This window comes from Flavobacterium sp. DG1-102-2 (assembly GCF_033042555.1).
Lineage (GTDB): Bacteria > Bacteroidota > Bacteroidia > Flavobacteriales > Flavobacteriaceae > Flavobacterium.
This window is the reverse complement of record NZ_JAWLIK010000002.1, coordinates 75,658-100,061: the sequence shown is the minus strand read 5'-3', so window position 1 is coordinate 100,061 and position 24,404 is coordinate 75,658. Positions and strand designations below refer to the sequence as shown.

At 44.0% G+C, this 24,404-nt stretch carries 21 protein-coding genes; 4 read left to right on the top strand and 17 right to left on the bottom strand.

Going from position 1 to position 24,404, the window contains the following annotated elements:
- Window positions 1-21: 21 nt before the first annotated feature.
- On the top strand, window positions 22-630 hold the full coding sequence (locus tag R1T16_RS03735; RefSeq protein WP_317499734.1) for a 50S ribosomal protein L25/general stress protein Ctc: 609 nt from the start codon (window positions 22-24) through the stop codon (window positions 628-630).
- Between the two features lie 91 nt (window positions 631-721).
- Here the strand turns inward: R1T16_RS03735 and R1T16_RS03730 are convergent, their stop codons facing one another.
- The 5 genes from R1T16_RS03730 to R1T16_RS03710 are packed head-to-tail and all read right to left on the bottom strand — an operon-like array spanning window position 722 to window position 6,561.
- Complete coding sequence (locus R1T16_RS03730; RefSeq protein WP_317499733.1) at window positions 722-1,516, bottom strand: GLPGLI family protein; 795 nt, start codon at window positions 1,514-1,516, stop codon at window positions 722-724.
- A 51-nt stretch (window positions 1,517-1,567) separates the two neighbouring features.
- Window positions 1,568-4,213 (bottom strand): TonB-dependent receptor, encoded by a 2,646-nt coding sequence (locus R1T16_RS03725; protein WP_317499732.1) that lies wholly within the window; start codon window positions 4,211-4,213, stop codon window positions 1,568-1,570.
- Window positions 4,214-4,268: 55 nt separating this feature from the next.
- A complete protein-coding gene (locus tag R1T16_RS03720) occupies window positions 4,269-5,009 on the bottom strand; it encodes a GLPGLI family protein (protein ID WP_317499731.1) in 741 nt (246 codons plus the stop codon).
- Window positions 5,010-5,020: 11 nt separating this feature from the next.
- Entirely contained in the window at window positions 5,021-5,770 is a 750-nt protein-coding gene (locus tag R1T16_RS03715; RefSeq protein ID WP_317499730.1) for a GLPGLI family protein, read from the bottom strand.
- An 8-nt stretch (window positions 5,771-5,778) separates the two neighbouring features.
- Complete coding sequence (locus R1T16_RS03710) at window positions 5,779-6,561, bottom strand: GLPGLI family protein (RefSeq protein WP_317499729.1); 783 nt, start codon at window positions 6,559-6,561, stop codon at window positions 5,779-5,781.
- A gap of 126 nt (window positions 6,562-6,687) precedes the next feature.
- On the opposite strand from R1T16_RS03710, the gene pth reads away from it, so the two are divergent.
- Together pth and R1T16_RS03700 are read left to right on the top strand one after the other, a co-directional pair.
- Window positions 6,688-7,311: an aminoacyl-tRNA hydrolase gene (pth, locus tag R1T16_RS03705; protein WP_317499728.1), complete on the top strand. Its 624-nt coding sequence runs from the start codon at window positions 6,688-6,690 to the stop codon at window positions 7,309-7,311.
- 87 nt (window positions 7,312-7,398) lie between these two features.
- Complete coding sequence (locus R1T16_RS03700; protein ID WP_317499727.1) at window positions 7,399-7,965, top strand: outer membrane beta-barrel protein; 567 nt, start codon at window positions 7,399-7,401, stop codon at window positions 7,963-7,965.
- A gap of 73 nt (window positions 7,966-8,038) precedes the next feature.
- Here R1T16_RS03700 and R1T16_RS03695 read toward each other — a convergent pair whose 3' ends face one another.
- Window positions 8,039-9,202: an NAD(P)/FAD-dependent oxidoreductase gene (locus R1T16_RS03695; protein ID WP_317499726.1), complete on the bottom strand. Its 1,164-nt coding sequence runs from the start codon at window positions 9,200-9,202 to the stop codon at window positions 8,039-8,041.
- Between the two features lie 78 nt (window positions 9,203-9,280).
- On the opposite strand from R1T16_RS03695, the gene R1T16_RS03690 reads away from it, so the two are divergent.
- The gene (locus R1T16_RS03690) at window positions 9,281-10,246 is read left to right on the top strand and encodes a helix-turn-helix transcriptional regulator (RefSeq protein ID WP_317499725.1); all 966 of its coding nucleotides are present in this window, start codon (window positions 9,281-9,283) and stop codon (window positions 10,244-10,246) included.
- Between the two features lie 158 nt (window positions 10,247-10,404).
- Here R1T16_RS03690 and R1T16_RS03685 read toward each other — a convergent pair whose 3' ends face one another.
- From R1T16_RS03685 to R1T16_RS03635, 11 genes are all read right to left on the bottom strand, one after another.
- Window positions 10,405-11,187 carry a hypothetical protein gene (locus tag R1T16_RS03685; RefSeq protein WP_317499724.1) on the bottom strand — a complete coding sequence of 261 codons (783 nt, stop codon included), beginning with the start codon at window positions 11,185-11,187 and terminating at the stop codon, window positions 10,405-10,407.
- Window positions 11,188-11,327: 140 nt separating this feature from the next.
- On the bottom strand, window positions 11,328-12,857 hold the full coding sequence (locus R1T16_RS03680; RefSeq protein ID WP_317499723.1) for a hypothetical protein: 1,530 nt from the start codon (window positions 12,855-12,857) through the stop codon (window positions 11,328-11,330).
- A gap of 89 nt (window positions 12,858-12,946) precedes the next feature.
- Window positions 12,947-15,061 carry a hypothetical protein gene (locus R1T16_RS03675; protein ID WP_317499722.1) on the bottom strand — a complete coding sequence of 705 codons (2,115 nt, stop codon included), beginning with the start codon at window positions 15,059-15,061 and terminating at the stop codon, window positions 12,947-12,949.
- Between the two features lie 573 nt (window positions 15,062-15,634).
- Window positions 15,635-16,921, bottom strand: a complete 1,287-nt coding sequence (argH, locus tag R1T16_RS03670; RefSeq protein WP_317499721.1) for an argininosuccinate lyase — start codon at window positions 16,919-16,921, stop codon at window positions 15,635-15,637.
- Window positions 16,918-18,045 (bottom strand): M20 family metallo-hydrolase, encoded by a 1,128-nt coding sequence (locus tag R1T16_RS03665; protein ID WP_317499720.1) that lies wholly within the window; start codon window positions 18,043-18,045, stop codon window positions 16,918-16,920. Before R1T16_RS03665 ends, argH begins: the two co-directional genes overlap by 4 nt.
- 15 nt (window positions 18,046-18,060) lie before the next feature.
- Window positions 18,061-18,840, bottom strand: a complete 780-nt coding sequence (gene argB / locus R1T16_RS03660; protein WP_317499719.1) for an acetylglutamate kinase — start codon at window positions 18,838-18,840, stop codon at window positions 18,061-18,063.
- Window positions 18,830-19,780, bottom strand: a complete 951-nt coding sequence (locus R1T16_RS03655; protein WP_317499718.1) for an N-acetylornithine carbamoyltransferase — start codon at window positions 19,778-19,780, stop codon at window positions 18,830-18,832. The genes argB and R1T16_RS03655 overlap by 11 nt, the downstream gene beginning before the upstream one ends.
- Before the next feature lie 88 nt (window positions 19,781-19,868).
- Complete coding sequence (locus tag R1T16_RS03650; RefSeq protein ID WP_317499717.1) at window positions 19,869-21,032, bottom strand: aspartate aminotransferase family protein; 1,164 nt, start codon at window positions 21,030-21,032, stop codon at window positions 19,869-19,871.
- A gap of 143 nt (window positions 21,033-21,175) precedes the next feature.
- Window positions 21,176-22,153 (bottom strand): N-acetyl-gamma-glutamyl-phosphate reductase, encoded by a 978-nt coding sequence (argC, locus tag R1T16_RS03645; RefSeq protein WP_317499716.1) that lies wholly within the window; start codon window positions 22,151-22,153, stop codon window positions 21,176-21,178.
- On the bottom strand, window positions 22,146-23,339 hold the full coding sequence (locus R1T16_RS03640; RefSeq protein ID WP_317499715.1) for an argininosuccinate synthase: 1,194 nt from the start codon (window positions 23,337-23,339) through the stop codon (window positions 22,146-22,148). The genes argC and R1T16_RS03640 overlap by 8 nt, the downstream gene beginning before the upstream one ends.
- Window positions 23,336-23,965, bottom strand: a complete 630-nt coding sequence (locus R1T16_RS03635; protein ID WP_317499714.1) for a GNAT family N-acetyltransferase — start codon at window positions 23,963-23,965, stop codon at window positions 23,336-23,338. Before R1T16_RS03635 ends, R1T16_RS03640 begins: the two co-directional genes overlap by 4 nt.
- Between the last annotated feature and the right edge of the window lie 439 nt (window positions 23,966-24,404).

Genomic DNA, 24,404 nt, shown 5'->3' with positions numbered 1-24,404 from the left:
TAACTATATTAATTATTTCAAATGAAATCAATTACGATCAAAGGATCTGAAAGAGAAAGCGTGGGTAAGGCGGCAACGCGTACGGCACGTAATGCTGGAATGGTTCCTTGCGTTATATACGGAGGAAATCAGCCAGTACACTTTACTGCAGAAGAAAAAGCATTTAAAGACTTGGTTTACACTCCTAACGTACATACTGTAGTAGTTGACCTTGCTGGAAACACGTACAAAGCTATTCTTCAGGATATCCAGTTCCACCCGGTATCTGACAAAATTTTACACATCGATTTCTATGAACTTGATGAGAAAAAAGAAATCACTATGGAAGTTCCTGTTAAAGTTACAGGTAATTCTCCAGGTGTTATGGCTGGTGGTGTGTTACGTCTTAACCAGCGTAAACTTAAAGTTAGAGCTTTACCGGCTAACCTTCCTGACTTCGTTGAAGCTAGCATCAGCGAACTACAGATGGGTAACAAACTTTATGTTACTTCTCTTCCTACTGAGAACTACAAATTACTTCACCCGGACAACACTGTTGTTGCACAGGTAAGAATTTCTCGTGCTGCTATGAAAGCTGCTCAGGAAGCTGCAAAAGCTGCAAAAGCACCTGCAAAAGGAAAGAAAAAATAATTTATTATTTTTCCCGATATACCAAAAGCGCTCCCAAAAGGAGCGCTTTTTTTATGAAATGAATTTTAGATTGTCTTGGGAAGTACTTCAATCACTGCTCCCATTCAAATGTAATTTCTTCCTGTCGTGCTCTGGCCGTTCCTGTCTTAGAAATGACGATATTAAGTTTTTGGGAGATTTCCATCATTACATTAGCCTCTGCTTCTTCTGTCTGCTGCAACAATTCACGATAGGAGATTGGTTTACTTTTTTTGAATGGAAGCAATAAGGCAAAATCCTTTTTTAATATGGTGCTGTCTTCAATATTTTCAATTTTTACGGCTTTGTAGATGTATGTGCCTGTTGTGTCTTCTGCTTCTATTATCAGTCCGGGAAGTCCTCGCAGCTTCCAGGGGCCAAACGGCAATGCTATATCAGGACAAAACCATACTGCCCAGTCCCTGCCCCTAAAACGGCCTTTAGCCTTAACACAGGCATAGCCCGATACTGTTTTTGTCTCGTTAGTGATATCCCAGTCTATAACAGTAAAATTATCTTTCACCACAACCCAGCTTTGTAATATGCCTCCATGAAAAAGTATTTCTTTTTTGAGCAGGTCTGTCCTTATGCAGGGAGCCGCATTTACCTTGAGCGCATTTGGCGCTATCGGTGGCATTTTTTTTATTTCGTCAGAAAGCGGCTTATCTTTTATTATCTCGCGGGTGTTTTGTAATTCCTGCCACAGCGCAATGTTTTGCTCCATATACAGCACTGCCTGAAATTCATACGGAATATCGAGCATGCGGTATGCTTTGTAAGTAGCTTTAAGCCCTTCGGCTTTGCTTTGCGCAAAAACAGAAATACCTGTTACGGTTAATAGTACTGTAAAGACTGAACTTAATTTCATAAGCAAAAGGTTTCAAATCAACAAATAACTGCATTATCAAATCAACAACTATTAAAACCTGAACTTTAGTGACAGCATAACATACCTTGGCAGCAGCCTGTAAGAGTAGGTAGAATATCCGGTGTCAGAAATACTGTAGGTAGTAAACGTGTCAGTATTAAAAAGGTTTCGGGCGTTAAGGGTAATAATATATTTCTGGTCTTTAAACGAGTACGAACTTTCAAAATCAGAAAAGAAGTAATCGTTAAACCTGTCAAGTCCGCCAAAGTTGTAATGCTCTGTAGTAAGTTTCATGTTAAAGTTTTTTCCCGATTTATACATCAGGTCCAGGAAACTCACTTTTGTACTGTTCTTAAACGTCATTTCGGTTTTTGTCTGCGAATAATCCCAGGCTGTCCCGATATTAAAGTCGAATGCTGCCTTAAAATCGCTTCGCCACCCGAGCGTATAGTTTTGCATGTAGGAATTGATCTTTCGCAATCCTGATTCATTCACGATGTTGTAATAGACAGATTTACTGGCCGTGACTCCCGCCTGCACGCTGCCTTTAAGCTTTTTGACAACGATGTGAGAATTGAAATTGGCCGCAAACCTGTCGCCGCCCTTCATTACAAATGCTTCTGACAGCGAACTGTTCTGATCCAGTTGTGTGCGGCTTCTTATGGCATCGTTTTGCTTAGAGTAGTTAAGCCCCCAGTTAAAACTGTAGCGGTTTAGGTAATGCTTTGTAGCGTAACTTATGCCTGCCGACGAACTTTCAAGCTGGTTAAAGTACCCCAGCCCTTTAGAGAAACTGCGCGATGAGGTAAGCACATAAGCGTCGTTTACCTGTAGCAGGCTGCTGTTGCTCACCCTATAGCTGTAATTGGCCGAAAGGATATTTTGCGGATTGAACCTGAAAGAGGCATTTACCACTGGGTTTACAAAAAACGGATTTTGTTTTTTGGTACTTCCCTCTGTGCCTTCAAACCGGTTGAATAGCTGGTGTATGCTGGCATTTGCGCCAATAGACAGTTTGCCCAGTTCCCATTTGTAACCGCTGTTTGCATACAGGTCGCCCACATTATATTTAGAATGCGACTGAAAACCATCGGGCTGTATCGCCCCGGTATCGGTAAACAGGCTAAACCGTGTAGAAAGGTCGTCCCTGTTGTCGTCATATCCTACGGTAAACTCTATAAGGTCATTGTTCTTTTGTTTCAGCTTAAAGTCGGCCTGCAGCCCTGCGTACTGCTTTTTACTGCGAATGCTATTTCCCGTGTCCGTTATGTTATCATACTGAAACAGATCGCCTAAAAGGTAGTCGTTCATGCCATACTGCTGCGGGAGCTTGTCGGTCATAAAGCGGGCTTTGAGCAGCACTACATTGCGCTCGTTCCATTTTTGGGTATAAGTAAGTTTTTGGTCAAAATAAGTATTGCGGGTATCCAAGTCCTCGCGGGTGGCAGCACCGTTAAACACAAGGTCATTCCTGTAATCGGTAGTGCCTTTGTTTAGCGAAGACGACCATTGCAGCATTTTAGTCTTAGAAATATCGTAGTTAAAGTATGCACTCACATACCCTTTTTTGAGTTTGTTCTTAGCGCTATTGCTTTGGGTATTCTCAAAGAAAGTGCCCGGTATGTCTACTACTGAATAGGAGTTGTTCCACCCCCGTAGCTCATCAAACCCCAAAAAGCCTTTAAGGGTAAGCTTTACCTTTTGGCTCAGCGGAATAACAGTACTCAGCGTTGCCATTTCGGCATTATTAAAACGAAAACGGCTTTCATCCAGCCTTGGCCCACCCAAACTGCCCGACATTATGCTTGTGGCATTGCCTGCACCGCCGGTAGATTCCATGTCGTTAGAATTATAGATCATGCCATTTATATCTCCAACCCTGTCGTAACCGGCATTGTTTAGGTTTACCGTCAGGAAGTTTTTATAAAGCTTACTGAAGTTCATGAGGTTGCCGCCCACGTTGTAACGCTCGTCATTTCCATAGCCCAGAGAAGCATCGCCAAACCAAAGGTTCTTATACTTTTCGTCTATGGTAAGGTTAAGGGCTACGCCCTTAGAGTCTTCGATTCCCTTAAGGAGTTTGTTGTTGGAGTAGTTTTGCAGCACCTCTACCTTATCAAGGGGTTTAGAAGGCATATTTTTGGTAAGCAGGCTGTAGCCACGATTAAACAGGTCGTCGCCATCTACCATGACTTTCTCTACTTCGGTTTCTCCATAAAATATCTTGCCGTCTTTTTGCACGGTAACACCGGGAATGTTTTTTAGCAGGTCTTCTACCACCACTTCATGGCCTGTGCTTAAAGCTTTGGCATCATACACAAGGGTGTCGCCATGCAGGCGAACGGGCTGTTCGGCCTCAATAACAAGTTCCTTAAGCTGTTCCTCGCTTTCTTTAAGGGTAAAGTTCTGGGTAAGGTTCTTACCATCGGTAAGGGTTATTTTTTGGGTTATTTTCTGAAAGCCTAAAAAATTAACCTCAAGGGTATAGTCGCCACCTTTTTTAACGGTTAGGGTATAGCTGCCGTTTTCCTGCGAAATGCCGTAAGCCACAAATTTGCCCTCATTGTTTTTAATCACGACAGAAGCCCCCGGCAGTGTTTCGCCGGATAACGCAGTAATTTTACCCGTTAGCTGTGTTTGTGCTAAAGCAGGAATTGCAAGCAGAAAAAAAAGAAAGGGAAATATTATTTTTAGCACTAGGTAGTTCCTAAATCGTTGGTTTTTTATAAAATAAAGCAAAAATTCTTACATATTATTCTTCCCACTCGTATTTAAGTTCATAACCTCCCCTATAGTATACAACTTCGCCCATACCGGGTGTCAGGATTTTCATTTTAGCATCTAAATTGGCATTCCATTCGGCATCATCGTCCATATATTGTTTTAGGGTCATAGGTTTTTTATTTCGTGTTTTGAGCAAAGCATTAAAATCTTTGTCAAACACAGGATCTCTCCTGTATTCTACTTTTTCAGCACTCCATGAATAAGTATTGGTTGCATCCGTTACCTCAATAATTAAACCGGGAAGGCCATGCAGTTTCCATGGCCCGTAAGGCAGCGGAATTTCGGGTGCAAACCAGGCAATCCATTCCCTGCCTCTAAAAGAAGTTGTTGCTTTGATACAGGCATAACCCGCAATTGTTTTTGTTTCGCCGGTTATATCCCATTTTAAATTATTGTACTCATCTTTAACAAGTACAGCATTTTGCCCAAGGTATTCATAAAACAAAATCTCCTTTTTCTTGTGGTCTACCTTTAAATATTCTGCATAATCATCAATCCTGGTTCTTTTTGCTTCATATTTAGCGTCATTGTACACCTGAGTATTATAATTCGCTATATATATGGTATTTTGATTTTCTGTATACAGTTTTGCATATAGCGTGTTTGGGGTATCACCATTATTAAATATCTTGTATTCAATAACAGCTGCACTCTTTTGAGAAAAGCAGCTTAAACCAACCAGCAAAAAGAATATTGATAGTGTACGCATAATTATAGCATTTATTCTTCCCATTCGTATTTTAGTTCCGGCCCCAGCCGTATGTCAAGATCTTTGCTTTCGGTAGTACGGCTTTCAGCCTGCATCGCCAAATTTATGTTTGTAAACATTTCCTTTCGTTCTGTCAGGAATTGCTGGTAGGTAATGGGTTTTTTATTCCTTGTTTTTACCAAAGAGGCAAAAGCTGCATCAAAAAGGGTACTGGTTTTAAATTCAGTTTTCAAGGCCTTGTAGCTATGTTCGTTTTCGGCATCATAGGCCTCAACGATAAGTCCGGGCAGGCCATGCAGTTTCCATGGGCCAAAGGGTATGGCGACCTGCGGCGTAAACCACGCTGTCCATTGCCTGCCTCTGTAAGACGTTGTTGCTTTTATGCATTTGTAACCGCCTGTTGTTTTGGTTTCACTGCTTATATTCCACTTAAACTCATGATAGGTATCTTTAATCAAAAAAGGCTCCTGTATGATGTCAAACAGCAGCATTTCCTTTTTAGCATTGTCGGTTTTGAGGTAATTGTTGGTCAGTTTTCTTTTTTCGGGAAAGGCGTCACCCTCGGCATATATGGCATCATCATAATTCGTATAAATTGCGGCATTGCCCATCGCATACAGTACAGCGTGTCCCGCACCATATACAGGCATAACTTTAGACTGATGTGTTTCCAGATTTTCTACTTCTATACCGGCTGCCTTTCCCTGCGCGGCACATGAAACAATAATGAATAATGCGATAAATAAGATAGTTGCTTTCATCTGTTCTATTATGGTTCCCACTCAAAATGAAGTTCTTCGCCCGAGCGTGGCGGCGTATTTATGGTAAGCGATCCTCCTTTACCTTTTAATTCCTGCTGCATTTCGGCATGAAAATTTGCTGTGGCTTCTGCCTTATCGTCTAAAAACTTCTGGTAGGTAACGGGTTTGCTGTTTTTTGTTTCATATATCTTCGCAAAGTTTTTAGTAATAATATCGCTTTTTTTAAATTCTATCTTTACGGCCTTAAACGTATATCTATTAGTACTGTCGTAAGCTTCCAGAATTATTCCCGGCAATCCCTGCAGTTTCCATGGTCCAAATGCAAGCGGAATCTCGGGTGTAAACCATGCTGTCCACTCCCTGCCCCTAAAGCTGGCAGAAGCTTTAATGCACTGCAATCCTGCTACCGTTTTGGTTTCGTCGGTTATTTTCCACTCCGGGTCAGGAAAAACATCCTTTACGAGGAATTTATTCCTCATGATATCGTCAAAGAACAGCATCTCTTTCTTGTTACAGTCTATCCTGTAGTAACTATCTTCAGGGGGGAAGGGAGAAGAAAATGCCATTTTTGCCAGCTCATTGTCAGGCTTTATTTTTTCGGTCCACGATTCTTTAGTGTTATATTTTTCATGATACACCGCCACATTGCCGCTTACATAAAGAGTAGTATGCATTTTCATCGGTAGGTTGGTGTCAAAAAAAGCCTGATATTCTACCTGTACATCATTGCTTTTCTGCGCATTGGAAAATAGGTAAATAAACAGAAAGGTAGTTGAGATTGTTTTTTTCATAGTTGAACGGGCGGATTATTAACGATAATATAACACCAATTTACTTACAAAAGTGTCTTTAAGAGGTTAAAGCTTTGTTAAAAAGAGGTAAGGCTGAAGAAAACCAAAATCTTTATCTTTGCACCCATGAAATGGTTAACATCAATTTTCAGTATAAAAGCAAATCAGGATAATACAGACCCAATGAAGAAGTACCTTATAGTAGGCCTTGGCAACATAGGCGCAGAATATGTAAATACCCGCCACAACATAGGCTTTAAGGTAGTAGACAGGATTGCGCAGCAGGAGGGGGCTTCGTTTGAAACGGCCAAGCTTGGCGCCATGGCCGAAGTGAAGATTAAAGGCAGGACACTTTTTCTGCTTAAGCCAAATACCTATATGAACCTTAGCGGAAAAGCCATCAAATACTGGCTCGACAAAGAGAATATTCCGGTGGAGAACCTTTTGGTTATTACCGATGACCTTAATCTGCCCTTTGGCACCATACGCCTTAAAGCTAAAGGCAGCGACGGTGGCCATAACGGACTCAAAAGTACACAGCAGGTACTTAACTCTGCCGATTATCCGCGGTTTAGGTTTGGCATTAGCGATGAATTTAAAAAAGGAAAACAGGTAGATTATGTGCTTGGCGAATGGACTGCAGAAGAAAATGCAAAACTATCTGAAAGGCTGGATATGTCGTCTGAAGCGGTGAAGTCTTTTGTGCTTTCGGGGCTTGCCAATACCATGAGCAGCTATAACGGAAGATAATTTTTTGCAGAAGAAGACTTGCCGCTAAAAATTATGAAGATAATTTGGCATATAAACTGTAAGTTTGCGCCCGTAAAATCCAATCACATGAGCAAACTTTATTTTTCTTTTATCGCGGTTTTAATGGCTGTATCTGCATACGCACAGCCTCGTAAAGGCGAATTTATAAATGTTTCGGCGGGAATTGGCCTGGTGGCACCCGATGATGATTCGGACACTGACGGATCAGGATTTTATGCACAGGCAGAATATGTATGGGCTCCTAAAACATGGTTTGGTGTTAGGCCATACGCGGGACTTGTGATAGCATCGGGCGATAACGATGACAACAGGCCTGCTGGTGTAATGAGGGAATATATAAAATCTAACGCTGCTTTGCTTGGCGCAAAAATACGCCTTGTAGCTCCCATTCCTTATGTTGCGCCATTTTTTGAGACAGGCTTGGGTATGTCTATAGGTTCGTTTGAAACGGTTACGCAGTATAACAACGTTAAGAAAAGCGGCGTACTGCTGCATATCCCTGTAACATTAGGCCTTGCCATAGGGCGCAGGCACGCTACAGAGATTAAATTCGTTTACTATTTCACCGATTCTGCCAAACAATTCTCAGGAGCGGCAGCAGTGGGTTTCTCTATTCCGTTAGATAACAATTAATTTTTAGGATATACAGTATAACAGAAAGGAAGCCATTGGCTTCCTTTTTTTGTAAACTAATTTTATTTTGGAGTTACCCCGGCATTTCACTCATCATATCTATCATTACCTGACGGGCATTTAGGGCATACATCCATTCCATCATTGCTGCGGTTGTTTCAGCTTCTTCGGTAAAGCGTTCAAACATTTGGTTTTCGTAGTGGGCTATTGCCTGCTTCAGTTCGGTAAACTTACCGTTTGTCAAACATTCGGTAAGGTTCAGTGCGTCCAGCATTGCTGTGTTTACACCTTCGCCATTCGGCGGAAGCACGTGCGCCGCATCGCCCAGCAGGGTAATGTTGGGCTGTGTTTCCCAATGCAGGCCTAAAGGCATGCCATGCAGGGGGCGGTATGTAAATTCAGCCTCTGGGCAGTCAAATAATTCCAGCCAAAGTTCGTCCCATCCGGCAAATTCTTCTTTAAACCATGCCAAAACCTGCATATTATCGGTAAGGTCAATACCACTTGACGATGCCCAATCTAAAGCTGCCTTCCAGCCAATGTATACGTCAAGGCTGCCGTCGCCTTTTTCGCTAAGGAATAATGACCGGCATTTTCCGAGTGCCGTTATCTTTCCGCCCTTTACTAAAGCGTTGAGTATAGGGACATTCTTTTCTGCGTCGGGAATATTACCTACTAACAGCGTGACACCTGTATATACCGGAGCTATCGGGGTAACAACAGGGCGTATTTTACTGTTGGCGCCATCAGCACCCACAACAATATCGGCATAAGCGGTACTGCCGTTCCTAAAAATAATGTTCCATCCATTTCCTGATCTTTCAAGTAAAACGATATGGCTGTTCCACACTACGGAATCAGGCTGTAGGGAGTCTAATAGTATATCGCGCAGCGGGCTGCGGTCAATCTCTGGCCTGAACCATTCATCGCCAAAATCTCCAGTCGATTCTTTTTCGTGTTCATCATAATGAATAACGGCGTGTTCGTCGGTTACGCGATACCTGTCGTTACCCGGCCTGTAAGTTGCTTTAAAGGCATCCATAAGTCCGGCTGCTTCAATGGCTTTTAACCCCGACTCATAATGCAGGTCGAGCGTTGCGCCCTGTACCCTTACATTCCTGTTAGTATCTCTCTCATATACTTTTACCGCTGCACCCTTTAGCTGAAGCAGGCGTGCTAGTGTCAATCCGCCCGGACCGCCCCCCACTACCGCAACTTTCTTATCTCGTACTATCATATCTTCATTTTAATCTGTACAAATTTATAGCTACATTTACAGGTAAAATAATCGTTATTGGTATTAAAATAGTCGTAAATGAAAGTTACAGTTGTAGATAAGCAACGGTCGGGAATAATGCGGGAGTTTGCCCGTGCCATAGCCGCGACCATTGACGGGCGATTTATCTATATCCCTAAAGACAAGGGTGAAGGTTATATTACCGGATTTAACTGGGATGAAGGCGAACTGCGGATGATGGTGCGCAACTATTACCTGAATGAGGAAATTTTGCTGGAACGTACTAATGAGCCAGACGAAGGGCAGGAAGATGTGATTTTTATGCTGAGTGGCATTTTTCCGTCAGCCTTTCCCGGCGAAGACCTCCCCCTTACAGAACAGCCGAGTGTGTTTATTACCCCTCAGGCGGTGTCAACGATGCTTACCATGCCTTCCAATACTTTTTTCAGGAGTATAGGCATTGCGGTGTCCCGAAAGTACCTGCAAATACTTTTTGGCACTATAGAACACCCTGTAGTAAAGAGCATAGTAGAATCTAAAGAGCACTTTGCTTTTGAAACAGTGATTTCGCCCGAAATGGTAAAAACGGCCAGCGAAATTCAGCACCTGCCTGTACCCGAAAGCATGGAAAGGCACTATTGCAAACTGAAATGTGAGGAACTGCTGTGCCACATCTTTGCACTTCTTATAAAACGTGACGACGTGCCTGCAAAAGGAATGCATATTGCAGATATTAAAGCTGTTTATGCCGTAAAGCTGCAATTGCAGTCGCACCTTGATGAACCGCCTAATATATCGGGACTGGCAAAAGAGGCCCGCGTGAGTGAACCCAAACTGCGTAAGCTCTTTAAGCAGACCTTTGGTAAGGGCGTGTTTGAGTATTACCAGTCCATGCGCATGCATGAAGCGGCACGGCTATTGAAAGAAAAGCATCTTAGCGTTTCTGAAGTAGGCTATCAGCTTGGATTTACTAACCTGAGCCATTTTTCAAGGGTTTTTGAACAGCATATCGGCATGAAGCCGAAGAAGTATTCGGCAACATAAAAAAAAAGGGGCTGCCTCAAAGGTGTCATTTTGAGCGGAACGAAGTGCAGTCGAAAAATCTCAACCAGATAATTCTGAGAGATTTCTCTATTCCGCTGCGCTTCAATCGAAATGACAAAGCGTATATAAAATACTTTTGGGACAGCTGCTTAAATTATTTAGGCAGTTGGATTAAAATCATTGTCCTGAGCAGGTGCCGGATTATCGGCTGCGGGAACTGGCTGTGCTGGAATGACCGAAGCAACAGGCCGAACTACGGGAACTATAACAGGTGCCGCCGGAGCAGTTATTGTATTGGAGTCATCTGAAACAAATGCTTCATTGGTCGTTTCGTTATTGAGAGCCTGGCTTTTGTTTTCGTTAAGCTTAAGCCCCAGGTAAGCCGCTGTACTGATGCCCATTAAACCCAGGAGGTTTGTTGTTAATACTGTATCATCGGGCAGGGTGGTGTGGCCTGATACATACCCGATATAAATACCGCCAACGATTACCGTCCAAATCACGTTTTGCAACCTGTGGATACTTACGCCTGCTTCGTCGGAAATGATATCAATAAAAAAACCTTCTGACGGATAATCCTGCTGCGGGATGGCTTCTCCCTGATTATTGCTCTGGCTGATGTCTATAGCCTTAGATACTACTGTAGTACCTGCCGCAATGCTTATAAGGGTAAGGTTAACGGTGTCCATAACCGGTACATTGATATCAGGGTATGCCGACTGCGATATAAGCAGGTATACAAACGAGCTGACAACAATCACGGTCCAGAATGCCAGCTGTGTACGGCCAAGGCTAAAGGCGGCTTTAGGTTTTTTGATCTTTGACTTGTGCGCAACCTTTACAAAATTTTCATCGTTAAAGACGGCGTTGCGCAGCATGGATGATTCGCCTGCAATCCAGATCATAAGTCCAGAAAGGACAATAAGTATACTATAATACATAACAGTAATAGGTTAGTTGGTTACTGTAAAAATAAGTCAAGCCTTTTACACCCAGCCACGTAAAAACACCTGATTTTAAACTATAAAACAGGCTGCACGATAACTCATGAGCCTGTTTTACGATAACTAATAACCGTGTCCTATTTTTTGGCCTTCATTTTTCTCTGTTTAAGGTTTGGAGGGTATTTTGCAAAAGAGATGGCAAAACTAAAATCGCCAAAAACATTATTGTTTACGGTATCTCTATCATAAGGTGCTATTGTACTATATACATGGCAGCTGTAGCAGGTGTTGGTGTTTTGTACATATGTCTCCATGGTAGAGTTGGCTACTATGGTTGCACCGCTCGCCATTGATGAAATGTTTATGTTCCTTGGCGATTGTATTGCCGTTGTAGGGTCCTTCTGAAAGCTTTGCGACCAGATAACATCTACCAGCTCATAGTACTGCCAAACAGAATTTGGATAAAACTTCCTGATGTTTTTCTGCATAAGCGCGTTTATCGGCGCTGCATCTTTTTTGTCAATACTATTTAAGCGTACCGTTTGCGTGGCTACCGGGTTTGCCTGGTTAAGATAGTATGGAGGAGAAGTATTGGCATTGCAGCTAACAACCTTTGTAGAATCTCCGGCTTTTGTCTTGATGGTTACCTGTTGTGCCTTACAATTAGGGTTATAAAAATTATAACCGTACTGCGATGGGGCAGGGCCGTTCAGGTTACTATTATCCGGGGCATTGTCTATCTGCTCAAATGTAGCCCAAACCCATGTAGGCTGGTTTTGCGTTTTATGGAGTATGTGCAGGCCAACCAGTGCCACAACGGTTTTTCTTAGTTTTTTTGTAATAGGGTCTAAAACTGTTGCATTAGAGAGTTTGTACCTTGCCCATTTAGGCGATGAAGGATCGGGCGCTTCCATCCAGGCGGCTTTAAGCTCAATAGCTCCTACAGCACCATTATAAACACCCTGCGGAAAGTTAATGGGTTGATTTTTCTGTACGGTGTCGTGCTGTACCTGTGCATTATAAAAACCTTTTTTTACCACGTAGTCATAATAATCTTTGTTTAGCATTATCTCATACCAAACATTGGTATTGTTTTGTGCCCCCAGCCAGCTCGGCTTGTTGAAAGGCGCGGCCTGATTTGGGCTAAAGCTTACTTCAGAACCATTTTTTTCAATCTTGCTTACAAACGTTAGCAGCTTGGTCTGCGTTTTTTGCATCAGCAGTTTTTGCGATTTAAACAGCGCGCTGTATTCGTCAGACACTAATGTACCCCAGGCCGGCGGCTTAGATCCGTCGTCAGGAAACATAACCTCCCTTGGCATGTAGGTTTCCCATTGCACGAACGAATAATCCCTTGGCCTCCCGAAAGTGGAACCAGGCCCCGATGGCCAGTTCAGGGCTATAAACTCCTGCCATGCAAAACAATCGGCCTGTACCTGACTGTTGAAAGACTGCAGATCACCCGGAACATTGTTGTTAAAGGTTATGGGTAAGTTATAGCTTGTAGAATCTACCGAATGGCAGTTACAGGTGTTGGCAGGAGTATCAATAACGGCATAATCAGCCGTTTTATCTAAAATCCCCGCTTTTGTAGCAATTGCACCCAATAAAAGTGCTGTGCTGCCCACCCAGAATATTTTTTTGTAAAGTGTAGTTTTTGTTTTCATTGTTAAGGTGTTATGAATTGAAACAAGACAGAAGAAAGAACCGGGCGTTATGGTAAAGCAATGCCCGGTAGTCTTCCGCAATATTCAGGTTACGATAAGTTATCTACTGTTATTTTAACCTTTATGCTGCCTTTATTGTCGGTAAGGCCGGCACCATACATTCCGTTGAGGTCGTCGTTAATGCACAGCTGCAGTTCGCCGCTAACATTCGTAGGTACTTTGGCACTTATTCCTACTAAGAACAGGGTGTCGCCCACTTTTCCTATCAGTGCGCCTTCATTTTGGCCCGGCATTGTGTAGCCCGGCTTAGCGGCTATAAACTGTGGCCCTCCTTCAGGGCCATATAACTGGCCGTTGTTTGTGCCGGGATTAGCCGTCCATAGCCCTCCTGTGTAAATAATGGCAACCTGGGTGCCGGGCGTAACCATTACACCTGTATTCTGCCAGCCTACGTTTGCCTGTACTGTCGTAGGAGCGACTGTAAACATCGCAGGCATTGCAGTGCTTTTAGCCTGGCCTGTATTAGTAATGAAAACGCCATGTGCCCCGGCCAAGGCATTTACCCCAACGTTTACCGATATAAATAGAGCAGTATAGCTGCCCGGCATGCTGTTGCCGGGTACGGCATAATTAATGCCTGTTTGGACCGAATTTACAACTGCGCTGATGTTTGGATCGTCAAAAGATACCGAAGGGTATGTTAAGGCATCGCCTGGTTTTGCCGTGCAGGTATCGCATATAAGCACCATCTCTACACCTGTTGCCGAATTAAAAATAACAGGCGGAATAAAGGTACTGTTGCTTAACAGCGAGATAGGGTTATTTACAGGATTAGGCACTTTAGTGTTGTACATGGCCGTAAAATAATCCTCATAAAAAAGCTGTAGCGGCTGCGCAAATGTGTTTGCTGTATCTGGCGATCCCACAGCATCATAACCTGCAGGCTGTGTAGTGCTTTCGTAAGCACTGGCAACGATCTGCATCTGGAATGTAGCGGCAATCTGAGAGCCCCATTGTATGTTTTGGTTACTGATCTTAATATCGCTAACCGTATAGTTTTTATCCGCCGGTACTTCAAACACGGCATGTAGTATAAAGTTGCCCGGCATAGGATTACCGTACTGGTCGTTCAACTTTTCAGAACCCCTGACTATGTTCCAGAAAGCAGATGCATCTGTACCGTCGGGCGTGGTATAGTTATTAAAGTTAGGCATTTGTATATACAGTCCCGGAGGATCTGCCAGGGTAGCCACCTGCGGTTTACCGCCTGTAAGCATACCATTTACAAGATTGTTTACCGTGCCACCAATGGTAGGGTCGCTGTTACGGTTCTTTTGGCCGTACTGCGCGTCGCACAACAGGTTGTTATACAGCCTTGAAGGCCACTGTGTATTACCTGTTGTACCTGACGGATTGTTGCGCTGTACCGTTGCAGCAGTGGCAAGGCCAATTTCTGTTTGCAGCGTGTTTGGCGTACTCGTTAAGTGTATTGCTCCTCCCAAAGCATCGGTAGATACCGGCCCGCTGTTCCATTTGTTCAGCGGATTATAAACGGGCCCTCCGGTAGCTGGATTCACTGCGCCCTGCAGGCTGAGGTCGGCAAGTGTAATCTGCGGTTTATTTAAGATCGACTGGTATAGCGACACTACTTTAGCAGGGTCAATTAACCAAAGGCTGTTCCAGTATTCAGGGTTTTCGCAGGTAAAGTCTATGCGTGTAATCTGGTTATTTGCATTCCTTGTTACTGCCCATTCGCAATACTCATCCTGCCAGCCTCTTGGGCCATACGGGAAATAAGGTATTGTGGCAGTTGGTGTCCCGCAGGGGTTATTGTTTATCAATGCAGGCATATTTCCGGTATCTGCCATTTCATTGAGCTGGCTTTGCTGTGCATTAGGAAAGTTAAAGGCAAGCCTTCCGGGAAAAGCCGACCATTTTACATTATAGGTATTGCTTTTTGGGTTGTCCTGAACCGGATCGTAATAATTTGTAGTCGGCGGAGTGTTGGTGGCATTCCACGGATTACTAAGCATTCCCTGTTGGGTAAACTCATCAAGGTTAGCGCTCCACAGCGCATCCATTGCCGCCTGTTTTGCCGCATCATCCTGAAAATCAGTAATGCCTGCAGGTGTCCTGAACCTGAAGCTGCCTGCCTTGCCTGCTACGGCTGTACCATCCTGTTCGTTAGTAAATTTTGTTTCCATTGTATTGGGTTTTTTTAGTGGCCTTACTCGTTTGGCTTTTCAGGTACCGCCCCCTGTTTTTGGCGTAGCAGGGATCACGCTTACTTATATATGTATATTTTATTTGTTGATAGACAATGCGGTAGCCTGCGCAATACAATGCGCACTATTCATTTTTAATTACAGCGGAAGAATGGGGTGGAGTAAAATTAGATATATTTATTTGTGAGAAATACCGTAAAAACACCTGTTTTTTTAGTAACGCTAATTAATCATTCCTTAATCCCTGCTTAACGGCATAAAAGTATGGGTACACTAAGTTTGCACCGGTAGTAAAAACTAATTGTTTAAAACAGTTTTTACTACGAAAGCAAATAATTTACGATCGTAAAAAAGATAATAGTTAGGGTAATTTGTTTTTTGAAAGTGGGGAGGGTCAGCAATTTTGCAGACCCTTTCTTTTTTGCTTTTTTTAAAGGTACGTTTAAAAAGCAAAAAGCGTAACATTATTTCATAACTATCTCATTATAAGTACTCTAGTGTCATGTAATGTTACGCTCAAAAACCGCGTTTTGGAGTACAAAAAGTGCAATATTAACTGCCTGAAACGGCTTCCATTTTTTCTTTTATCTCATTAAGGCACAGATTGTTAATGCTGCCTTCATGGGTGTGTTTTGTGGCCTTTGGGGAGTGGAAAGAATTATTTTCAACCTGTTCACCCACTATTTTATAAGCATCCCTAAAGGGTACGCCTTTGGTTACCAGTTCGTTGAGAGCGTCTACCGTGAAAAGGTAATCGTATTTTTTATCGTCGAGGATGTTCTCGTTGGGCTGTACCTCCTTTATGCTGAAAGCCATCATTTCAAGGCATGATTTCAACGTCTGGATGGCAGGGAACAATCCTTCCTTCAGCAATTGCAGGTCACGGTGGTAACCGCTTGGTAAATTGTTGGTTATCAGGGTTAATTCGTACGGCAACGCCTGAATTTTGTTGCATTTTCCTCTTATAAGCTCAAAGATATCAGGGTTTTTCTTGTGCGGCATGATACTGCTTCCTGTTGTAAGGTGTTGTGGCAGAGTGATAAAGCTAAAATTCTGGCTCAAGTACAGGCAGGCATCCATAGCTAATTTGGATAATGTCCCTGCTAAAGATGCCATGGCAAACGCAGCCGTTTTCTCCGCTTTGCCACGACTCATTTGCGCGGCTACCGAATTGTATTTCAGTGTTTTGAATCCTAATTCCTGGGTGGTAAATGTTCTGTCTATAGGAAACGAGCTGCCATATCCCGCCGCAGATCCAAGCGGATTCTGGTCGGCTACCGTAAGGGCTGCATTGAGCATAACTACGTCATCTACAAGGCTTTCGGCATACGCCGAGAACCACATGCCAAACGATGACGGCATAGCCACCTGAAAATGGGTATAGCCAGGCAATAATATATCTTTTGTTGCTTCGGCTTTTGCCATAAGCAGGTCGAATAACTCTTTGGTTTGCAGTTTAATAGCGGTTAGCTCTGCTTTTAAGAACAGGTGTACGTCTACTAAAACCTGATCGTTTCGTGAACGTGCGGTATGTATCTTCTTGCCGGTATCCCCCAGCTTTTCTATAAGCAGGTATTCTACCTTACTGTGCACATCCTCAAAGGATTGCTCAATAAAAAAATCGCCTTTTTTAATGTCGGTGAGTATGTCTTCGAGTGCCATTACAAGGTCTTCAGCTTCTTCATTGGTAAGCAGGCCTACAGATGCCAGCATCTTGGCATGCGTCATGGAGCCAACTACATCATATTCAGCTAATAGCAGGTCAAGTTCGCGGTCATTGCCTACCGTAAAGATGTCGGTTTTTATGTCGGTAGGTATTCCTTTTTCCCAGAGTTTCATGGTTGTTCTTTTAGGTTGGAGGCCAGCGCTTCCGGTGGTATTTCCTGTTTTAGGAATTTGCCCAGTATGTTGATATACAGGCTAATTCCTTCTTCAATTTCGTTAATGTATATAAATTCGTCTGCCGTATGCGACCTTGGCGAGCTGCCCGGGCCCAGCTTAAGCGACTGGCAGTACAGCACCGACTGGTCTGACAGTGTAGGCGAGCCATAAGTGGTCCTGCCCAGTTCAATTCCCGCTTGTACTATCGGGTGGTTTTTGTCTATAGATGAGGAGTTTAGGTGCAGCGAACGCGCTTTTACAATTGCTTTGCCTTCAAGCTCCTTTTGTATTATATCCAGTACCTGAGTGTTGGTGTAGCAGTCGTTAACCCGCACATCTACAACAAGATGGCATTCAGCAGGGACAACATTGTGCTGTTTGCCCGCGTTGATGCCTGTAACGGTCATCTTCATTGGGCCAAGCACTTCGCTTACCTTGTCAAAGCGGTAATTCCTGAACCATTCCACAACACCTAATGCGTTGTAAATAGACACGTTATCATTGGGGTGGGCGGCATGACCGGGTGTTCCCTCTACAATAACATCAAGTACTAACAGGCCTTTTTCGGCAATGGCCAGTTGCATTTCTGTAGGCTCACCTACGATGGCACAATCCAGTGTCGGCAGGTGTTTCAGCACGCTGTTCAGGCCATCCGGGCCGCTGCTTTCTTCCTCGGCAGATGCCACGATTACCACATTATACGGCAGGTTTTCGGCCTCATAAAAGTAGGTGAACGTGGCTATCAGCGATACTAAACAGCCTCCTGCATCGTTGCTCCCTAAGCCATGCAGTTTACCATCCTTAACAATAGGTTCAAACGGGTCAAGGGTATAACCCTGATTGGGTTTCACGGTATCATGGTGGGAGTTCAGCAGCAGGGTAGGCAGGGCCTCATCGTACTGTTTATTGAATGCCCAGATGTTATTGTTCTCGCGTTTAAAAGGTATGTTGTTGGCAGTGAACCAGGCTTCTATGAGTAGTGCGGTACCCTGCTCTTCCGATGAAAAAGAAGGGGTGGCAATCAGCTGCTTTAGCAATGCAATAGCTTCTTGTGTAAGTATTTGTATGGATTTTTTGGACATAATCGTGTTTTTTGGTTAAGGCGTGATAAGGGTATGGGCTTCGCCTTTTATCATAGCCGGACTGCCGATGCCTATTTGCTTAACACCCTCATTCAGTGCGTTAAAGCAGTTTTCAAGCTTAGGCAGCATGCCGCTGTGTATGGCTCCCCGTTCCTTAAGATTACGATAGGCCTCAAAAGTAAGCGTTTTTATAACCGAGTCCTCGTCATTCACGTCAAGCAATACGCCTTTTTTCTCAAAGCAGTAGAGCAGTTTTGCATCAAAATAACCAGTGCAGCCCACTGCCAATGTACTGGCAATGGTGTCTGCATTGGTATTCAGGAGCTGACCGTTTCCATCATGTGTTACAGCACAAAAAACGGGCACAACATCCTGAACTAAAAGCGTTTTAAGCAATTCGGTATTCACCGAAACTACATCGCCTACAAGGCCAAAATCTACCGCTGCATTCGTTCTTTTTTTAGACAATATAAGATTGCCATCAGCTCCCGTAAAGCCCATGGCATTGCTGCCAAAACCCTGAAGAGCAGCCGTAATGCTCTTGTTTATCCATCCGGCATAGGTCATAACTGCGACCTCGAGCATAGGGGCATCGGTAATCCTGCGGCCCTCGTGAAAAACAGCTGAGATGCCCAGGCTTTCTGCGGTACGGGTAGCAAGTTTGCCACCACCATGCACCAGTATTTTTGCACCCTGTATAGCGGCAAAATCCTTTAAAAAGGAGTCAAGCGTAATAGCATCATCTAATACGTTGCCGCCTATCTTTACAACGGTAAGCTGTGGTTTATTGCTCATTGTCAAGTATTTTGGTCAGTATAGCCTGTGCCGCAAACGTACGGTTATTGGCCTGCGGAATTACTATTGAAGCCTCGCTGTCCAGCACAGCATCAGTTACGATCATGTTCCTTCTTACCGGCAGGCAGTGCATGAATTTAGCGTCGTTGGTCAGCGCCATTTTTTCGGGAGTCACTGTCCACGATGGGTCTGTGCTCAGTATTTTGCCGTAATCGTCATACGAACTCCAGTTTTTGGCATAGATAAAATCGGCATTGGCAAAAGCCTCATCCTGATTGTGGGTAACAGTTACCCCGGCTATAAATTTTTGGTTCAGCGAATAACCTTCAGGATGGGCAATTACAAAATCTACATTGACCTTTTTCATCATTTTTACGAACGAATTAGGCACCGCATGCGGCAGGGCCTTAGGGTGTGGCGCCCAGGTAAGCACCACCTTTGGCCTGTCTGTTTTTTTATATTCTTCAATGGTAAGGGCATCGGCTACGGCCTGTAACGGATGTTCGGTAGAACCTTCAAGGCTTATAACAGGTACCGATGCATATTTAAGAAACGCACTTATTACATACTCCTCTTCATCTTTTTCCTTGTCCGTCAGGGTAGGAAAGCTTCGTATGGCTATTATGTCGCAGTATTGCGAAACCACCTGTGCGGCCTCTTTAACGTGCTCTGCGCTGGTACCGTCCATTACAGCGCCGTCTTCAAACTCCAGCGACCAGCCTTCGGTATTCAGGTTCATCACGATGGCATTCATGCCCAGGTTTAGCGCCGCTTTCTGGGTGCTTAATCGGGTGCGCAGGCTTGGGTTAAAGAACAATAGCCCAATGGTTTTGTTCCTTCCTTTTTCGGGGTGGGAAAAGGGAGCCGCTTTTATGATTTTTGCCAATGACAACAGGCCTTCGAGATCCTGGACATCATCAACAGAAGTGAAATTTTTCATTGTTTTTAAATTTAAAATCAACGGGTTAACCTGCAAGGTTTCAGAAACCTTGTGGGTTTTGATATAAGGTTTTATACCTGCAAGGTCTTTAAGATATTGCAGGAACTGCTTCAGCCGAAACTGCCTCAAGCGCCTTCTTCAATCCTGCAAAAAACACATCCACATCTGCTTTTGTAATAGACAGTGGCGGCAATATACGCAGCAGGTTTTTTTGTGAAGCATTGCCTGTAAATATGTGTTCCTCGTAAATAAGTTTCTTTCTCAGGTCGCCTATCTCAAAGTCGAACTCAAGGCCCAGCATAAGCCCGCGGCCTTTGATGTTCTTTACCTGCGGAATCTGTCCTGCCAACTCCTTAAAGTAGGCGCTTACCTCGTTTACGTTAGCGATAAGATTTTCTCTTTCGATGATTTCCAGTACCGATAATGCTGCCGCCGATGCCAGGTGATTACCGCCAAAGGTAGTACCCAACAGTCCGTGGGATGCTTTGAATTTAGGCGAAATAAGGATGCCTCCGATAGGGAAACCGTTGCCCATACCTTTGGCAAGGCTTATAATATCCGGCTGAATATCATGGTGCTGGTGCGCAAAGAACCTGCCTGAACGCCCGTAGCCGCTCTGTATCTCGTCCAGTATCAGTACCACATTCTTATCGTTGCAGGCTTTAGCAATGTGCTGAAAGAAGTCGGTCGTTGCCTCGTCAAGCCCGCCTACACCCTGAATGCCTTCTATGATTACGGCACAGGCATCACATTTAGCAAGTTCTGCATCAAAAGCGGTACTGTCATTCAGCGAAAGGAAAACCACCTCGTGCCCTGCGTTTAATGGCGCTACTATAGATGGGTTATCAGTCGCCGCCACGGCTGCCGATGTCCTGCCGTGAAACGCCTTTTTAAAAGCGATCACTTTCTTTTTCTGGGTGTGGAAAGATGCCAGCTTTAGTGCATTCTCATTGGCTTCTGCGCCTGAGTTGCATAAAAAAAGCGTGTAGTCAGGATAGCCGGAAAGCTGTATTAGCTTAGTTGCCAATGCCTCCTGGATTGGGTTGTAAATAGAGTTAGAATAAAACCCTATTTTGCCCACCTGCTCACTTACTGCCTTTACATAATCGGGGTGTGAATGCCCTGCCGAAATTACACCGTGGCCGCCATAAAAGTCAAGGTATTCCTGGCCTTTATCGTTCCACACTTTTGCCCCCAGTGCTTTTACCGGGGTTATATTATATATTGGATATACGTCGAATAAATTGCTCATTTCATTTGTTTTAGTTTGGTGCTTAAACCATTTTATTTTTAGCGTTACCCCCAGCCCCTCTCCGAAGGAGAGGGGGCGTCCCCTTTTACGCAATAGGTAGCAACTCCCTCTCCTTTGGAGAGGGCAGGGGTGAGGTCATTCAGTTAAAACCCCGCCGGCTTCAATCTCAATCCCGTTGCTTCTTCCAGTTCAAACATCAGGTTCATGTTTTCTATAGCTTGTCCGGATGCTCCTTTTATAAGGTTGTCTATTACCGATGTTATCAGCACGTAACCGCCTTTTTGCTCGAGGCTTATGAAACATTTGTTCGTCTGCACGGCCAGCTTCAGGCTTATGCTGTCGGTGGTTACGTTTACAAAAGGCTCATCCTTGTAATAATCGTTATATAAGCTAACAACTTCCTTAAAATCTGCCGAAAGCTTTGTATACAGCGTGGCAAATATGCCTCGTGTAAAGTCGCCGCGGTTAGGAATGAAAAGCAATTCGCCCTCAAAACCGCTTTGCAGTTGCTTCAGGCTTTCGCCGATCTCGCCCAAATGCTGATGCTCAAAGGCCTTGTAATGCGACATATTGTTTGTCCTCCATGGATGGTGCGATGTAGCCGATGGCTGAACGCCTGCGCCCGTACTCCCTGTAGTGGCATTAATGTGCACGTCGTTTTGCAGCAGCCTTTTTTGTGCCAGTGGCAAAAGCGCTAACTGAATTGCTGTGGCAAAACAGCCGGGATTGGCTATATATTTGGCTTCGGTTATGGCTTTCCTGTTCAATTCCGGCAGCCCGTAAACGAACTGTTTTTCGTCAAAATTGGCATCTTTATCAAGTCTAAAGTCATTCCCAAGGTCGATAATTCGGGCATTCGCCGAAAAATTATGGGCCGTTAAAAAGGCTTTCGATTGCCCGTGGCCAAGGCATAAAAAAACAACATCAACGTCAGGATTCACGTTTTCAGTAAAGTTAATGTTAACATCGCCCAGTAAATCCTGGTGAACTGATGTTACCGGCTTGCCTGCATTGGTCGTGCTGTACACAAAATCTATGTTTACGTGAGGATGATTTGCTAGCAATCGCAGCAGTTCGCCTGCCGTATAGCCTGATCCCCCTATTATGCCTGCGTTAATCATACGTTTCTGCGTTTACCTGAGCGTAAATGTTTTGGGCATTGCCCACTATTTTAATAAACCCTTTAGCATCGTCTGCTGTCCAGGCGTTATTTACCTCGCCATATTGGCCAAAGCCGGTGTTCATAAGGTCGTGTGCCGATTCTATGCCGTCAAGCGAAAAATGGTATGGTTTCAGGGTTACAGTTACTGTTCCGGTTACTGTTTTCTGTGTATCTTCCAGAAATGTTTCAATGTTACGCATCACAGGGTCAAGGTACTGGCCTTCGTGAAAAAGCATGCCGTACCAGTTGCCCAGTTGCTCTTTCCAGTACTGCTGCCATTTGCCCAGCACGTGCTTTTCAAGCAGGTGGTGGGCCTTGATGATGATAAGCGGGGCAGCAGCCTCAAAGCCTACACGCCCCTTTATGCCTATAATGGTGTCGCCCACGTGAATGTCCCTGCCTATGGCAAATGCCGAAGCCAGCTCTTCCAGTTTTTGTATGTTAAGCGATGGTTTTTCGAAAGATCCGTTAAGGCCTACAAGCTCGCCTTTCTCAAAATGAAGGGTAACCTTCTCGTGTTCTGTCTTTTGCAGCGGAGAAGGGTAGGCTGTTTCCGGCAGCGGCTGTCCTGATGTAAGGGTTTCCTTGCCGCCTACGCTTGTACCCCAGATACCTTTGTTAATAGAGTACTGCGCCTTTTCCCACGAGTATTCCACACCGTTTTGCTGAAGGTATTCTACTTCCTGCTGGCGGGTAAGCTTCAGGTCGCGTATAGGGGTAATTATCTGCATATTGGGCGCAATGGTCTGGAAAACAAGATCAAAACGTATTTGGTCATTGCCTGCTCCCGTGCTGCCATGTGCAATGGCATCGGCACCCAGTTTCCTGGCGTGCTTAACACTTTCCAATGCCTGGAAAACCCTTTCGGCACTTACCGAAAGCGGGTAAGTATTGTTCTTAAGCACATTGCCAAATACCAGGTATTTGATGGCTTTCTCGTAATATTTATCTATAATATTAAGGCTGGTATGCTGTGCAGAACCCAGTTCATACGCCCTTTTTTCAATAGCAGAAAGTTCTTCAGCGGTAAAACCGCCTGTGTTTATAAGCAGGGTATGTACTTCATACCCAAGGTCATTCTTTAAATATTTAAGGCAGTAAGAGGTGTCAAGGCCTCCGCTGTAGGCTAAAACTACTTTTTTCATGATACTTTTTCTTTTTTAAGGAAGAGCGCCTGCTTGATGCTCTTAAGCCTGGCAAGCACTTTTTTATTAAAGGTGTATTGTTCGTCTGTTTGCTTTTTGTTGGCAGGGTCATACAGCATGCCTGTGCACAGGCACATCTTGTATTCCTTGCGCTCCAGGATATCAAAATTGGTGCAGCCACGGCATCCGTTCCAAAAGGTAGGATCATCTGTAAGTTCACTGAAAGGCACAGGCTTATAGCCCAGTTCGCTGTTTATCTTCATAACAGCAAGGCCGGTAGTAATGCCAAATATCTTGGCGCCCGGATACTTTTCCTGCGAGTAGTCAAACACACGCTCTTTGATTTTTTTGGCAAGGCCAAGGTTACGGTAGTCAGGGTGCACAATAAGACCTGAGTTAGCCACAAACTTACCGTGCGACCAGCTTTCTATGTAGCAGAAGCCTGCAAAATTTCCATCTGCCAGTGCGATAACGGCATCTTTGTTCTCCATCTTCTTCACGATGTAGTCAGGGCTCCTTTTGGCAATGCCGGTGCCCCTTATGATGGCCGAAGCTTCCATGGTATCGCATATCTGCTGCGCAAATTTATAATGCCCTTCATGGGCTATCACAATAGATACATCCATTGCAAAAAAAATATATAATTAATTGTAAAATAGGGATATAACGAGGTTTGAGCCGTACGGAACGGATCGTAATAGGTATGCAGACCTATGGCCGGACTGACCGTGGACTAAAAAGAAAGTTAAGGGATGCAATAATAACCGTACCTGCGTGTGCAGGGTTCCCAATAAAAAAGGATTGTGATTTCAATTCAGGAAATAATAAAAATGAATATTTGGGCAAACAATGTATGCGGTAGTATTACCGCACTATCCGGCTTGAAGCCGCTGTGTTTGTCCGTGACATATTAGTTATATGTAATTCATTTTTATTCATGAGATTGCAAATGTATAGCATTTTTCAATTCACAGCGTTAAAAAAGTGAAAAACTTTCTATTACCATAGTCACGCTATTCTCTTTATATAATTTCTAACTAAACATTTTTTGTCTGAAAAATATGA

What these genes read in the sequence shown, in the direction of transcription:
- R1T16_RS03650 (WP_317499717.1), bottom strand. Translation starts at nt 21,032, where the DNA reads ATGAGCAATTTATTCGACGTATATCCAATATATAATATAACCCCGGTA.
- R1T16_RS03735 (WP_317499734.1), top strand. Translation starts at nt 22, where the DNA reads ATGAAATCAATTACGATCAAAGGATCTGAAAGAGAAAGCGTGGGTAAG.
- R1T16_RS03685 (WP_317499724.1), bottom strand. Translation starts at nt 11,187, where the DNA reads ATGTATTATAGTATACTTATTGTCCTTTCTGGACTTATGATCTGGATT.
- R1T16_RS03700 (WP_317499727.1), top strand. Translation starts at nt 7,399, where the DNA reads ATGAGCAAACTTTATTTTTCTTTTATCGCGGTTTTAATGGCTGTATCT.
- R1T16_RS03720 (WP_317499731.1), bottom strand. Translation starts at nt 5,009, where the DNA reads ATGCGTACACTATCAATATTCTTTTTGCTGGTTGGTTTAAGCTGCTTT.
- argH (WP_317499721.1), bottom strand. Translation starts at nt 16,921, where the DNA reads ATGAAACTCTGGGAAAAAGGAATACCTACCGACATAAAAACCGACATC.
- R1T16_RS03730 (WP_317499733.1), bottom strand. Translation starts at nt 1,516, where the DNA reads ATGAAATTAAGTTCAGTCTTTACAGTACTATTAACCGTAACAGGTATT.
- R1T16_RS03640 (WP_317499715.1), bottom strand. Translation starts at nt 23,339, where the DNA reads ATGAAAAAAGTAGTTTTAGCCTACAGCGGAGGCCTTGACACCTCTTAC.
- argC (WP_317499716.1), bottom strand. Translation starts at nt 22,153, where the DNA reads ATGATTAACGCAGGCATAATAGGGGGATCAGGCTATACGGCAGGCGAA.
- argB (WP_317499719.1), bottom strand. Translation starts at nt 18,840, where the DNA reads ATGAGCAATAAACCACAGCTTACCGTTGTAAAGATAGGCGGCAACGTA.
- R1T16_RS03715 (WP_317499730.1), bottom strand. Translation starts at nt 5,770, where the DNA reads ATGAAAGCAACTATCTTATTTATCGCATTATTCATTATTGTTTCATGT.
- R1T16_RS03675 (WP_317499722.1), bottom strand. Translation starts at nt 15,061, where the DNA reads ATGGAAACAAAATTTACTAACGAACAGGATGGTACAGCCGTAGCAGGC.
- R1T16_RS03655 (WP_317499718.1), bottom strand. Translation starts at nt 19,780, where the DNA reads ATGAAAAATTTCACTTCTGTTGATGATGTCCAGGATCTCGAAGGCCTG.
- R1T16_RS03665 (WP_317499720.1), bottom strand. Translation starts at nt 18,045, where the DNA reads ATGTCCAAAAAATCCATACAAATACTTACACAAGAAGCTATTGCATTG.
- R1T16_RS03680 (WP_317499723.1), bottom strand. Translation starts at nt 12,857, where the DNA reads ATGAAAACAAAAACTACACTTTACAAAAAAATATTCTGGGTGGGCAGC.
- R1T16_RS03690 (WP_317499725.1), top strand. Translation starts at nt 9,281, where the DNA reads ATGAAAGTTACAGTTGTAGATAAGCAACGGTCGGGAATAATGCGGGAG.
- R1T16_RS03710 (WP_317499729.1), bottom strand. Translation starts at nt 6,561, where the DNA reads ATGAAAAAAACAATCTCAACTACCTTTCTGTTTATTTACCTATTTTCC.
- pth (WP_317499728.1), top strand. Translation starts at nt 6,688, where the DNA reads ATGAAATGGTTAACATCAATTTTCAGTATAAAAGCAAATCAGGATAAT.
- R1T16_RS03635 (WP_317499714.1), bottom strand. Translation starts at nt 23,965, where the DNA reads ATGGATGTATCTATTGTGATAGCCCATGAAGGGCATTATAAATTTGCG.
- R1T16_RS03695 (WP_317499726.1), bottom strand. Translation starts at nt 9,202, where the DNA reads ATGATAGTACGAGATAAGAAAGTTGCGGTAGTGGGGGGCGGTCCGGGC.